This is a genomic window from Spongiactinospora sp. 9N601, assembly GCF_044326295.1.
Classification (GTDB): domain Bacteria; phylum Actinomycetota; class Actinomycetes; order Streptosporangiales; family Streptosporangiaceae; genus Spongiactinospora; species Spongiactinospora gelatinilytica.
In genome coordinates this window covers 678,075-691,176 of record NZ_JBIRBB010000001.1, presented here as the reverse complement: position 1 = coordinate 691,176, position 13,102 = coordinate 678,075, and the positions used below count along the sequence as shown (strand labels likewise).

Sequence of the window (13,102 nt, the reverse complement as noted above, 5' to 3'; positions counted from 1 at the left end):
GGCCCGGTTTTCGCGAGCGTCGAGGCCGCCCGCCGTACCAAGAGCGTGAGGCGGGCAGGGGCCACGACGGCGGACGGCCTTAAGAACTCGGCACCGTCTTCAACCGGTTTCTGGATGCCGTCTTCGCTGGGCTTACCTGTTTGCGGCCCGCTGGGTCTCTTCGCGGTGATGTACCTGTGATCACCTCGACCGGCGACGTCGAACCGGTCCAGACACCATGACCCGGCTGGTAAGACCCGTCTATCCCAGGGCTAGTACGCGCCCTCCCCGTAGATCTCGACTATGAGTGCGATCACGGTCAGCCCTACTCCAGGAGGCACAGACCATGAAAAGAGCGCGGGCGGGCGGCGTTGTGGGGTACGCCGCCCGCCCGCGCGGCACGGGCTACCAGGTCCCGTGCGGCGCGGTCCGGCCAGGGAAGGTGGGCCGCCGCGCGGTGTGCGGCGCGGCGGCGTTGTACTTCCGCGCCACGCCGCCGCGCCCGATCATGAGATGCCCTCCCACGCGTCCCCGGCCCTGACCACCGTCGCGCCGTCTGTGCGGATCGCGGTGAGTACGGCCGGGCCGTACACGTACCCGACGCCGACGAACGACAGCCGCGCGTACCGCACCCGGCCACGGCCCTCTGGGCGGGCGGCGAGGGCGTCGAGCATGGCCCGTTCGGCGGTCTCCGGGCTGTCGGTCACGCCGCAGGTGCGGTACGCGTCGCCGGCTTCGACCTCCCAGACCATGAGCAGGAACCGTACCGTGCGCCCAGGGAGGAAACCGTCAGGCAGGGCCCACACCACGAGGCCCCTCCACGGTCCCGGCTGCCGGGTTCAGCAGCGCGTAGTCGCGTACCAGCGCCTCGACGGCCCCGGGCACGGTACCGCGATGGACGTACAGCGGGATGCCGGGCCTGAGCTGTCGCGGGCTGTGCCACCAGATGCCGTCGGCCTTGACCACCGCGACCAGGCCGAAGCAGAGCGACACCAGCATTCCGCCACGATCCCTGGCCATGAAGGCGTGAATGCCGTGCGCGGCGAGCGCGTCCTTGAGCCGGTGGGCGGTTTCGTCCTCGGGCGCGGTCGGGCCGGGGGGCCTGCGGTGCGGGTAGGCGAGCATGAACGCGTCCATCAGCCGCGCCCCAGCGAGCCGTAGGCGTCCGGGCCGGCCACGCCGTTGAGGCTACACGCGGCATGCGGTCTGCTCGCCGCAAACCGTGACGTATGGGCTGGATAGCCGTGGTTCCCCTTTTTCAAGGGCGCTGTATATCCTTCCATTGGTCGCACCCTCCGTGCGGTAACGCGCTGCAATTTACCTGCGCACCAGGTGTTTTCCGGGCGCTGGGTTTATGCTGATCTCGGCCAGTGGTTCGGGCAAGGCGTGATTGCCAATGGCGTTCGCTGGCACTCAGTGGCATTCATGGGGCAGGTGCAGATGCCGAGACCACGCAAGCAATTTGACCCATATGAGTCGATGGCCGTCTATTTTGGATCTCGTATCCGTGCGTTGCGTGACACCTACGAGGTCCGCGTCGGCGAAAGCCTGAATTTAGGCGATTTGTCCGCCAAAGCGGGGTATGCCCGGTCTATGCTGACGGCGATCGAGCGTGGAGAGGTACTTCCTGATAGACGTACGAGGGTGCAGGCGCTCGACGACGCGCTGGAAGCGAAGGGTGAACTGGTGGCCGTGTGGCCTTTGGTGCAGCGGCTCGGGCGTATTCCCATAACCGATTTAGTGCTATCAACGACGGCGGCCGAGGGCTACCGTGGAAGTACAACACAAGCCGCACATCAGGAAGAAGAAGACGTGGAACGCCGCCTTTTGCTCAAGCTGACGAGCCTCGGGCTGCTCTCACAAGCTGTCGTAGACGAGCCCGCCAGGCAGATGCTCGAACGAGTCCTCAACCGATCCGCCGACGTTGCGGAGACCTACACCGTGCAAGACTGGGAGATGGCGTGCGCAGATCATATGCATGCGCTGCAAACCCAGCCACCGGCCGTGGTGCGGTCGGGAATCACCGGCGATGTGATCGCGCTTCAGCAGGCGCTGGCGGCCCCCGGCGTCCGTGCGCCCGCTGACCTGCAGCGCGTGGCATCCCAGATGGCAATCATCCAGGCGAATGTGCTGACCCGATTGGGCGAATACGACGCTGCTCGCCGCTGGTGGATCACCGCTCGACACGCTGCCGATGCATCCGGGGATCTCAACATGCGTGTCTGGGCCATGGGGTATGAGGCTGTGTTCGCGCTGTACTCGCCGCGTTCGCCGCACACGACGGTCGCGCTCGCTCAAAAGGCTCGCGCACTGGCCGGAAAGACACCGGACACTGGCCTGAGGCATGCGGTGGCGGCGGAAGCCCAGGGGCTTGCAGTGTTGGGGCGTGACAAGGAGGCTTTGGAGGCGCTGCACTACTTGCATGACATATGCGAGCGAGTGCCCTCCACCAAGGGGTTCGCATGGGGGCCGGACTCGATATGGTTCGTGACTTCGTGGGTGCATTCGTTCGTGGGCTCTGATCGGACGGCGGACGAGGCGTGTGACAAGGCCTTGGCGGCCGAGCGGAACTCATCCCGCTATCAAAACCGGGTCAATGTACAGCTTCATCGGTCGATCAGGGCCAGCAGGGTCGGTGACTACGAGCGCGGGCTTCGGGGAGCGACGGAAATGATCGACGGCCTGCCCGCTCAATACCGTAGCCTTATGATCTTGAACACGGCGCACCGAGTGATCGACGCGGTGCCCATCGAAAAGCGCGCGCAGCTCAAGGGCTTCGGGGACTACCAGGCTGCTATCAAGCCCCCGGCATTCGGAGCGGCCTGAGCGGCCACGAGTTGACGTACGGCTGTGGCGCTCACGGAGTGGATCAAGCTCCCCCTGGGGTGAACGGTATCCGCACCGGCAGAGACGTTGATGTCATTCGATTGCCTGCTGGGGTGTGTCCAGCCATACCTGCTGCCCGTCCGGGGTGACGGTCATCCCGAATCGGTGGCGGCCGGGCTCACCCCAGTCCACCCAGCGGAAGTAGGCGTCGGTGACCTCGTCCCACAGCGGCCGGTCGCCGACCTGGTAGACCTCATAGTCGTCGGCACCCGGAACGTGAGTGATCAGCGCCCACTGCGCCGGGGCGGCCGGGTCCGACAGCCATGTCAAGAACCGGCCGTCTTGCTGATCGGTGCTGAGGTGGAGCCCGGTGAGCGCCGACATCGCCAACGCCGCACCCGGCGGTGCTTCCGTGATCGTGCGGGGGTCGATGCGTGTGCGGGTCTCACGGTCCGGGCCTCGTTCTGCGTTCGCGGCGATGCGCTGGGACCGCATCATCATGTACGCGGCGTACCCGGTGAATTTGCCCGAGGCGGTGCCGTCCGGCTTGACGGTGAGGCGTAGTGCCGCATGGCCGGCGGCGTAACCGGGGTCGTAGGGCAGGACGATCCGGCCACCGGGGCGGGTCTGCTCCACCCAGGTGTATGGCACGGTGCGGATACCGCAGGTGATGTGTACACGGTCGAATGGCGTCCGCTCAGGGGAACCGTCCGCGCCGTCGCCGGTGATCAGGTGTGGGTGCATCCCGGCGTCGCTGAGGTTCTTCGCGGCCTGTTCCGCGAGTGCGGCGTCCACCTCGATCGAGGTGACGTTCTGCTGGCCGACGAGATGGGACAGGAGGGCGGCGGTCCAGCCGGTGCCCGTGCCGATCTCCAGCACCCGGTGCCCGGGGCACGGGTCCAGGAGGTCAAGGAAGTCGGTGACGGTGCCGGGTGCGGAGTTGGAGGAGGTGTAGAGCCCGCCGGCTTCGGCTCGGAGGTCGGTTGCGCCGTCGTCGAGCTGAGTGACGATGGGGAGCCGTGAGTAGACCGCATCGAGCCAGGTGGCGGGGTCGGCGTCGCGGTCAATGATCGTCGTGGTGTCGCCGGCGACGAGGCCCATGGGGGGAATGAACTGATGCCGGGGCACCGCTCGCAGCGCCCGTTTGACAGGGGTGCTGATGTCGCCGATGTCGTCGATCAACCGCTCGATTCGTGCCGCGAGGCTAGCGTCCGCTACTTCTTCTCGTCTTTCGGGTCGCCCTCGTGCGTGCCGCTGGGGGCCGTACTGTCGGGATGTCCAGCGGGGGGGGCTTTGGAAGCGGCTTGTCCTCCTTTGGCTTACCTTCGTGCTCGCCGCGTGTGGCGCTCATCCTGCCCTCCTGCCCTCCTGACCCCGGATCGGTCGCCTGACGTGACGGTACGGATACCGTGCGGTTCCCGCCGGGCAGGCGACCGCCCCTGCCTGGTACAGGCCACGGTGAGTCGCCGTAGCCGTACATGATGCTGCACGAGGAGGGCGGCTGGGGGCCGGCGAGGGTGGTGATCGGCATACCAAGAGCATCGCGTCCCGCCCCCGCGTCGCACATCGCCCGGCTGGCTCGAATGCACATCAGCCGATCGGTTGATACGCCCTTACGCCGCCCCGTAGGCCACGCCCGCCCGAGGGAAATTGGTTTACACCAATTGGTATAAACCAATTTACTGATCGATCTGGGGCAAGGGTGTATTAGATCCGGATGCCAATTGGATTAGACCTCATCGTCCTGTCTGACCTGGGTAAACGTATTATTTCCTGATGGGTGACGTTTCGTCATCATGTTCGTCGGTACAGTCCCAGGTAAGGCGGATCGATGCCTACGTTGGCGGCGGAGAAGGAGCTGCGGTGCCGAAGTTTGTTTACGACTTCACCGAGGGGAACAAGGACCTCAAAGATCTCCTGGGCGGCAAGGGCGCCAACCTGGCCGAGATGACCAACCTGGGGCTGCCCGTTCCTCCGGGCTTCACGATCACCAGCGAGGCGTGCCGCAGTTACCTCGCGGACGGGGCCTTCCCCGCCGGTCTCGGCGACGAGATCGAGGCGCACCTGGCGGAGCTGGAGCGGCGGATGGGCAAGCGGCTCGGCCAGGCCGACGATCCGCTGCTGGTCAGCGTGCGGTCCGGGGCGAAGTTCTCGATGCCGGGCATGATGGAGACCGTCCTCAACATCGGGCTCAACGACGAGTCCGTACGCGGGCTGGCCAAGCAGGCCGGCGGCAACGACCGCTTCGCCTGGGACTCCTACCGCAGGCTCATCCAGATGTTCGGCAAGACCGTCCTCGGCATCGACGGCCGTTTCGAGGAGGCGCTGGAGGACCTCAAGGGGTCCCGCGACGACCTGGACCTGACCGCCGCCGACTTCCAGCGCCTGGTCGAGGTTTACAAGGGCATCGTCCGCGACACCACCGGCAGGGACTTCCCGGCGGACCCCCGCGAGCAGATGCGGATGGCCGTGGAGGCGGTCTTCGAGTCCTGGAACGCCCCCCGCGCGATCCTCTACCGCCGCCAGGAGCGCATCCCGGCCGACCTGGGCACGGCGGTGAACATCTGCACCATGGTCTTCGGCAACCGGGGCATGGACTCCGGCACCGGCGTCGCCTTCACCCGCGACCCGGGCACCGGCCAGCAGGGCATCTACGGCGACTACCTGCAGAACGCGCAGGGTGAGGACGTGGTGGCGGGCATCCGCAACACCGTCCCGCTCCAGGACCTGGCCACGATCGACCCGGCCGCGTACGACGAGCTGCTGGCGATCATGGAGAAGCTGGAGAACCACTACCGCGACCTGTGCGACATCGAGTTCACCATCGAGCGCGGCAAGCTGTGGATGCTTCAGACCCGCGTCGGCAAGCGCACCGCCGCCGCGGCCTTCCGCATCGCCGTACAGCTCGCCGACCAGGGCCTGATCGACTTCGACGAGGCCGTCACGCGGTGCAGCGGCGAACAGCTCGCCCAGCTCATGTTCCCCCGCTTCGACAGCAAGGTGAAGGCCAGGAAGATCACCACGGGGATGAACGCCTCGCCGGGCGCGGCCGTCGGCAGGGCCGTGTTCACCTCCGAGCGGGCCGTCGAGCTGGCCGGGCAGGGTGAGGACGTCATCCTGGTACGCCGCGAGACCAACCCCGAGGACCTGGGCGGCATGATCGCCGCCAGGGGCATCCTCACCAGCCGGGGCGGCAAGACCTCGCACGCGGCGGTCGTCGCCCGCGGGATGGGCAAGACCTGCGTGTGCGGCGCAGAGGAACTGGAGGTCGACGTACGCGCCGGGCGGCTGACCGCCCCGGGCGGCGTGGTGGTCGAAGAGGGCGACGTGCTGTCCATCGACGGCACCACCGGCGCGGTCTACCTGGGCGAGGTGCCCGTCGTGGACTCCCCGGTGGTGGAGTACTTCGAGGGTACGGCGGACCCGTCCGACGACCTGGTACGGGCCGTGGACCGGATCATGCGGCACGCCGACCAGGCCCGCGCGCTCGGCGTCCGCGCCAACGCCGACACCGGGGAGGACGCCGCGCGGGCCAGGCGGTTCGGCGGCGAGGGCATCGGGCTGTGCCGTACCGAGCACATGTTCCTCGGCGAGCGGCGCAGGCTCGTGGAGAACCTGATCCTGGCCGCCGACGGCGAGGAGCGCCAGGCCGCGCTGGACGCGCTCGAACCGTTGCAGCGGGCCGACTTCGAGGAGATCTTCACGGCGATGGACGGCCTGCCGGTGACCGTCCGCCTGATCGACCCGCCGCTGCACGAGTTCCTGCCCGACATCGTGGACCTGTCGGTGAAGGTCGCCACCGGCCGCGGATCGGACCGGGACGCCACGCTGCTGGAGGCCGTCAAGCGCCTGCACGAACAGAACCCGATGCTCGGCCTGCGCGGCGTACGGCTCGGCCTGGTGATCCCCGGGCTGTTCGCGATGCAGGTCAGGGCCATCGCCGAGGCCGCGCACAGCCGCCGCGAGCAGGGCGGCGACCCGCGCGCCGAGATCATGATCCCGCTGGTCGGGGCCGTGCAGGAGCTGGAGCTGATCCGCGAGGAGGCCGTCGCCATCCTGAGCCGGACCGGCGTCGAGGCGCTGGTCGGCACCATGATCGAGGTGCCGAGGGCCGCGCTCACCGCCGGGCAGATCGCCGAGGCGGCCGACTTCTTCTCCTTCGGCACCAACGACCTCACCCAGATGACCTGGGGCTTCTCCCGCGATGACGTGGAGTCGGCGTTCTTCGGGAAGTACCTGGACCAGGGCATCTTCGGCGTCTCGCCGTTCGAGACGATCGACCGCGACGGCGTCGGACGGCTGATGCGGATCGCCGTGGAGGAGGGCAGGCGCACCCGTCCGGACCTCAAGCTGGGCATCTGCGGCGAGCACGGGGGCGACCCCGAGTCCGTGCGCTTCTGCCACGAGGTGGGGCTCGACTACGTGTCCTGCTCGCCGTTCCGCATCCCGGTGGCCCGCCTGGAGGCGGGCAGGGCGGCCATCGCGGGCACGACGTCGGACACCCGCTGAACGTTTCCCCGACATTGGTGGCATAAGGCTGGTGGTGAGGGAATAGTCTCAAGTCCACTGATGCGTTCGTACAGCGAGCATGACCAGGAGCGATGGGTGCCGGAACCGCCCGGCAACCCCGAGCGCGGCGCGTTCGAGCGCGACCGCGCCCGGGTGCTCCACTCCTCGGCGCTGCGCAGGCTGGCGGCCAAGACACAGGTGGTCGGCCCGGGGGAGACCCTGGGCAGCGGCCAGCAGGTGCCCCGGACCCGGCTCACCCACTCCCTGGAGTGCGCCCAGGTGGGCCGGGAGATGGGCAAGGCGCTGGGCCGTGACCCCGACCTGGTCGAGACCGCCTGCCTGGCCCATGACCTCGGGCACCCGCCGTTCGGGCACAACGGTGAGAGCGTGCTGGACGAGCTGGCCGCCGGATGCGGCGGCTTCGAGGGCAACGCGCAGAGCCTGCGGCTGCTGACCCGCCTGGAGGCCAAGGTCGTCACCGAGGACGGCCGCAGCGCGGGGCTCAACCTGACCAGGGCCGCGCTCGACGCCGCCACGAAGTACCCCTGGCCCGGCCGCGGCACCGGCCCGTTCGGCGTCTACGCCGACGACCTGCCGGTCTTCGCGTGGATGCGGCAGGGGGTGCCCGAGGGCAGGGTGAGCTTCGAGGCGCAGATCATGGACTGGGCCGACGACGTGGCCTACTCGGTACACGACCTTGAGGACGCCCTGCACTCCGGGCACGTCACCCTCGGCGCGCTGCGCTCGCCCGCCGAACGCGCCGAGGTCTGCGAGCGCACGGTCGGCTGGTACGCGCCCGGGGCCGACCGGGCCGAGCTTGAGGCGGTGCTCGCCCGCCTGGTGGACCAGCCGTACTGGCCGCGCGACTTCGACGGCAGCCTGGCGAGCCTGGCCGCGCTGAAGGGCCTGACCAGCGCCCTCATCGGCCGCCTGACCCGCGCGGCCCAGCTCGCCACCGTCGAGGCGTACGGCGAGCGCCCCGGCCGCCACGACGCCGACCTGGTGGTGCCCGCCGCGGCCCGCGTGGAGTGCGCGCTGCTGAAGGGCATCACCGCGCACTACGTGATGTGCAGCGCCGAGCACAACGCCGTCCAGGCCCGGCAGCGCGAGCTGGTCACCGAGCTGGCCGCCGAGATCATGCTCGGCGCACCGGGCACGCTGGAGCCCGCGCTGCGGCCTGCGTTCGCCAAGGCGGAGGACGACGCGGCGCGGGTGCGCGTGGTCATCGACCAGATCGCCTCGCTGACCGACACCTCGGCGGTCGCCTGGCATGCGCGGCTCACCGGACGCTGACCCCCGCGCAGGCGGATACTTGTGATCGCCGAGCATCCGATCACGTGGAAGAGGAGACCTAATGGCGGGACATGTCATCATCGGTGCTGGTCTGGCGGGGGCGAAAGCCGCCGAGATCCTGCGGGAGGAGGGCTACGAGGGCCCCGTCACGCTGATCGGCGAGGAGGACCTGCGGCCCTATGAGCGGCCGCCGCTGTCCAAGGACTACCTGATGGGCAAGAGCGAGCGGGCCGCCGCCTTCGTCCACGAGCCCGACTGGTACCCGGCCAACTCCGTCGATCTGCGGCTGGGCGCCGCCGTCACGGCGATCGACCTCGACGCCCGCACGGTGACGCTCGCCGGGGGCGAGGCCCTGCCGTACGACAAGCTGCTGCTGGCGACCGGCTCGTCCGCCAGAGGGCTCGACGTCCCCGGCGGGGAACGCGCCAAGCGGCTGCGGACCTTCGGCGACAGCGACGCGCTGCGCGCGGCGTTCGCCGGCGGCGGGCCGGTCGTGGTCGCCGGGGCGGGCTGGATCGGCCTGGAGACCGCCGCGGCGGCCCGCGAGGCGGGCTGTGAGGTCGTGGTGGTCGAACAGGCCCCCGGGCCGCTGCACCGGGTGCTCGGCCCCGAACTCGGCGAGGTCTTCGCCGGGCTGCACCGCCGCCACGGGGTCGGGTTCCGCTTCGGCGCCTCGATCGCGGAGATCACCGCCACCGAGGTCCGCACCTCGGCGGGCGAGAGCCTGCCCGCCGCCCACGTGATCGCGGGGGTCGGCGCCGCGCCCAACGTGGCGCTCGCCCGCGCGGCGGGCCTCGCGGTGAACGAGGGCGTGCTGACCGACGCGTCGCTGCGCAGCACCTCCCACCCCGACGTGTTCGCGGCCGGCGACATCGCCGAGGCGTTCCACCCCCTGTACGGCAGGCGCGTACGCGTCGAGCACTGGGCGAACGCCCTGCACGGCGGCCCGGACGCGGCACGCGCGATGCTCGGCCGGGAGGTCGCCTACGACCGGGTGCCCTACTTCTTCACCGACCAGTTCGAGCTGGGCATGGAGTTCAGCGGCGACATCGAGGGCTACGACGAGGTGGTCTTCCGCGGGCCGGCCGGCGACCTGGAGTTCGTCGCGTTCTGGCTGCGCGCGGGCAAGGTGATCGCCGGGATGAACGTCAACGTGTGGGACGTCACCGACCAGATCCAGGACCTGATCCGCGCCGGGCGGGCCGTGGACCCGAAGGCCCTGGCCGACCCGGAGGTGCCGCTCGGCTCCCTGTGATGCCCCCGGGGCGGGCGGGGCACGCCCGCCCCGCAGGAGGCCCCAGAGGTCAGGACGTGGAACCGGTCGTCGCGTGCGGAGGCGAGGGGTGGACCACGGTCGGGACCGGGTTGGGCCGCGGCTTTTTCTTCTTCTTCCCGCCGTCGGGGGTCTCCGGCGGGGGAGTGGCCGCCTTGCTGGTGCAGAGGATGCGGCAGGCCGGCTCGGCCCCGCTCTTCTTCCGCATCTCCAGCACCCTCTCGCGGGGGGAGAACGTGCGGTTGCCGTCGCGCCAGGCGTCCAGGTAGTCCCACGGCTCGACCATGCCGCGCCGGACCCACCACACGTCGGCGCGGGTCTTCCAGGAGATCGCGAAGTAGAGGTTTGTCGCGTTGCCCGCGGCGTTGCCCGAGTTGCCGATACGGCCGAGGGTCTGCCCGGCGTTGACCTTCGTGCCGGGGGCGAGGCCCGGGGTCACCGAGTCGAGGTGGCCGCCCAGGTAGCGCACGCCGTCCACGCCGATGATCGACACGAACCGCCCCTCGCGGTCCTTGCCGAGGTCGCTGGAGGCCCGCCACCCGTCGTCGCCGGAGACCTCGTCCACGGTGCCGTCGATGGGCGCGATGAACGCGCAGCCCCGCTCGGCCCAGATCGTGGTCTTGGGCAGCACCAGCAGCTTGCGCGCGTACTTGGCCTCGCAGCCCTTGACCGGGAACGCGTAGGTGTACTTGGAGACCTTCGGCGGCGGCACCTGCACCGGCACGTCGGCGGGCGGGCGCTGTACGGCGACGCGCGCCTCCCCCGAGGGACCGGCCCCCTTGACGAAGACGCCTCCCTGGACGGGGATGGTGGCGATGACCTCGGGCGCGGTCTGTGGCGCGGTGGCGACCGGCGAGACCGTGACGACGCCCGCCACTCCGCCCGCCGACGCGCAGGCGCCGGTCAGGAACACCGCGCCGGCGGCCGTGGCCGCCGCGGCCAGACGCCCCGAACGTACGTGATGTCCTGATCGCATCTTCTCCACCTGCGTACGCTATCCCGTTGTGACTCGCCGGGAGTCATTACCTTTGTAGCGGACTGCCGGTTTGGCCATGACCCGTTCGGGAAAGTCCGGCAGCTATCCCGGGCACCCAGGCGCGTTCTGTCGCCCCCCGCCAATAGACTCGCGGCGTGGCAGGCCGGATCAGCGATGACGACATCGCGCACGTCAGGGAGCGCTCACCCATCGCCGACGTGGTGGGCGAGCACATCCAGCTCCGCAACGCGGGCGGCGGAAACCTGAAGGGCCTCTGCCCCTTCCACGAGGAGAAGAGCCCGTCCTTCAACGTCACCCCCGCCCGCGGCTACTGGTACTGCTTCGGCTGCGGCGAAGGCGGCGACGTCATCACCTTCGTCCGCCGCCTTGAGCACCTGACCTTCTCCGAGGCGATCGAGCGGCTGGCCCAGCGGGCGGGCATCCAGCTCCGCTACGAGCAGGGCGGTTACGTCCCCGGGCGGGAGCAGGGCGAGCGCACCCGGCTGATCGAGGCGCACCGCGCGGCGGCCGAATACTACGCCGAGCTGCTGGGCGGGCCCGAGGCCGGGCCCGGGCGCAGGTTCCTGTCCGAGCGCGGGTTCGAGCGGGTCGACGCCGAGCACTTCGGGGTGGGGTTCGCCCCGCCCGACTGGGACCGGCTGGCCAGGCACCTGATGGGCCGCGGCTTCACCGCCGCCGAGCTGATCAAGGCGGGCATCGCCAAGGAGGGCCGCCGGGGGCCGATCGACCGGTTCAGGGCGCGCCTGGTGTGGCCGATCCGCGACATCACCGGCGACGTGATCGGCTTCGGCGCGCGCAAACTGCTCGACAACGACGAAGGCCCCAAATACCTCAACACCCCCGAGAGTCCGCTCTACAAGAAGAGCGAGGTGCTCTACGGCATCGACCTGGCCAAGCGCGAGATCTCCAAGCGCTCGCAGGCCGTGGTGGTCGAGGGCTACACCGACGTGATGGCCTGCCACCTGGCCGGGGTGCCCACCGCCGTGGCGACGTGCGGCACGTCGTTCGGCGAGGGGCACATCAAGATCCTCCGCCGCCTGCTGCTCGACCAGGCCGAGTTCCGCGGCGAGGTCGTGTTCACCTTCGACGGCGACCCGGCGGGCCAGAAGGCCGCGCTGCGGGCCTTCGCCGAGGAGCAGAAGTTCGTCACGCAGACCTTCGTCGCGGTGCAGCCCGACGGGCTCGACCCGTGCGACCTGCGGGTCAAGCACGGCGACGCGGCGGTCAGAGACCTCGTGGCGAGCCGTGAGCCGCTGTTCGCGTTCGCCATCCGCAGCACGATCTCCCGTTACGACCTCGCCACCAACGAGGGCAGGCTGGCCGCGCTCGACGCGGCGGCCCCGATCGTGGCCGCCATCAAGGACCGCGCGCTGCGCCAGATGTACGCGATCGACCTGGACCGCTGGCTCGGCTTCCTCAACGAACAGCTCGTCATCGGGCGGATCACGGAGATGGCCGGGCACGCCGCCCCCGCCTCCGCCGCCGGGCAGCAGCCGCGCCGCGCCGCGCGGCCCGCCCCGCCGCGCCGGGCCCCCGACCCGGCCGATCCGGGCGTGCGGGTCGAGGCGGAGGTGCTGAAGCTCGCCGTACAGCGGCCCGCGCTGCTCGGCCCCGGCTTCGACGCGCTCGGCCCGCAGGCGTTCACGCTGCCCGAGCACGTCGAGCTGTACGCCTGGATTCTCGGCGCGGGCGGCACCGCCCAGGCGGGCCCCGGCGGGCGTGAGTGGGTCGACCGGCTGCTCGACGGCGTGCCCGACGCGACCCGTCCGCTGATCACCCGGATGGCGGTGGAGGAGCTGCGCACCGAGGTGGGCGGCGAGGAGCGCTACGGGGCCGCGATGCTGGCCGCCCTGGAGGCCATCGCGGCCGACCGCGCCATCGCGCAGGTCAAGTCCCGGTTGCAGCGACTCAACCCGGTCGAGGAGCAGCAGGAGTACAACCGCCTGTTCGGCGAGCTGGTCGCCCTGGAGCAGCAGCGCCGGGTGCTGCGCGACCGGGCCGCCGGCAGCCCCTGACCGCGGCAGGCCGGCAGGGCGCGCGCCCGCCCGGCGCCACATAGGGTGACCGTGAGCGGGCCGCGCGAATGTCCCCGGGCGGCGCGTCCGCCCAGGAAAAGATCGCGTAATGGGCTTTACTTTCCGGTGGCCGCTTCTGCCAAACCTTAATCAGATCTCATTTTGGTAATGACCCGAGCCTTACCATCTGTGACAAAAATAGGTCTGCCG

Annotated in this window: 9 protein-coding genes; 5 read left to right on the top strand and 4 right to left on the bottom strand. The window is 70.0% G+C overall.

Annotated features, from left to right (window positions below; genetic code table 11):
* Window positions 1-485 precede the first annotated feature (485 nt).
* A complete protein-coding gene (locus tag ACH34R_RS03020) occupies window positions 486-785 on the bottom strand; it encodes a hypothetical protein (RefSeq protein WP_397559731.1) in 300 nt (99 codons plus the stop codon).
* Entirely contained in the window at window positions 769-1,116 is a 348-nt protein-coding gene (locus ACH34R_RS03015; RefSeq protein ID WP_111169903.1) for a hypothetical protein, read from the bottom strand. Before ACH34R_RS03015 ends, ACH34R_RS03020 begins: the two co-directional genes overlap by 17 nt.
* Before the next feature lie 195 nt (window positions 1,117-1,311).
* On the opposite strand from ACH34R_RS03015, the gene ACH34R_RS03010 reads away from it, so the two are divergent.
* Window positions 1,312-2,805: a multiprotein-bridging factor 1 family protein gene (locus ACH34R_RS03010; protein ID WP_397559730.1), complete on the top strand. Its 1,494-nt coding sequence runs from the start codon at window positions 1,312-1,314 to the stop codon at window positions 2,803-2,805.
* A gap of 93 nt (window positions 2,806-2,898) precedes the next feature.
* Here ACH34R_RS03010 and ACH34R_RS03005 read toward each other — a convergent pair whose 3' ends face one another.
* Window positions 2,899-3,987 carry a methyltransferase domain-containing protein gene (locus tag ACH34R_RS03005; RefSeq protein WP_397559729.1) on the bottom strand — a complete coding sequence of 363 codons (1,089 nt, stop codon included), beginning with the start codon at window positions 3,985-3,987 and terminating at the stop codon, window positions 2,899-2,901.
* 681 nt (window positions 3,988-4,668) lie between these two features.
* Between ACH34R_RS03005 and ppdK the strand changes: the two genes are divergently transcribed.
* From ppdK to ACH34R_RS02990, 3 genes are all read left to right on the top strand, one after another.
* The gene (gene ppdK, locus ACH34R_RS03000; RefSeq protein ID WP_397559728.1) at window positions 4,669-7,314 is read left to right on the top strand and encodes a pyruvate, phosphate dikinase; all 2,646 of its coding nucleotides are present in this window, start codon (window positions 4,669-4,671) and stop codon (window positions 7,312-7,314) included.
* Window positions 7,315-7,374: 60 nt separating this feature from the next.
* Window positions 7,375-8,607, top strand: coding sequence for a deoxyguanosinetriphosphate triphosphohydrolase (locus ACH34R_RS02995; protein WP_397559727.1), 1,233 nt, complete (start codon window positions 7,375-7,377; stop codon window positions 8,605-8,607).
* Window positions 8,608-8,668: 61 nt separating this feature from the next.
* Window positions 8,669-9,862 (top strand): NAD(P)/FAD-dependent oxidoreductase, encoded by a 1,194-nt coding sequence (locus tag ACH34R_RS02990; protein WP_397559726.1) that lies wholly within the window; start codon window positions 8,669-8,671, stop codon window positions 9,860-9,862.
* A gap of 49 nt (window positions 9,863-9,911) precedes the next feature.
* On the opposite strand, the gene ACH34R_RS02985 is transcribed toward ACH34R_RS02990, so the two are convergent.
* Window positions 9,912-10,856 (bottom strand): M23 family metallopeptidase, encoded by a 945-nt coding sequence (locus tag ACH34R_RS02985; RefSeq protein WP_397559725.1) that lies wholly within the window; start codon window positions 10,854-10,856, stop codon window positions 9,912-9,914.
* Window positions 10,857-11,011: 155 nt separating this feature from the next.
* On the opposite strand from ACH34R_RS02985, the gene dnaG reads away from it, so the two are divergent.
* Complete coding sequence (gene dnaG, locus ACH34R_RS02980) at window positions 11,012-12,892, top strand: DNA primase (RefSeq protein WP_397559724.1); 1,881 nt, start codon at window positions 11,012-11,014, stop codon at window positions 12,890-12,892.
* Window positions 12,893-13,102: the final 210 nt, after the last annotated feature.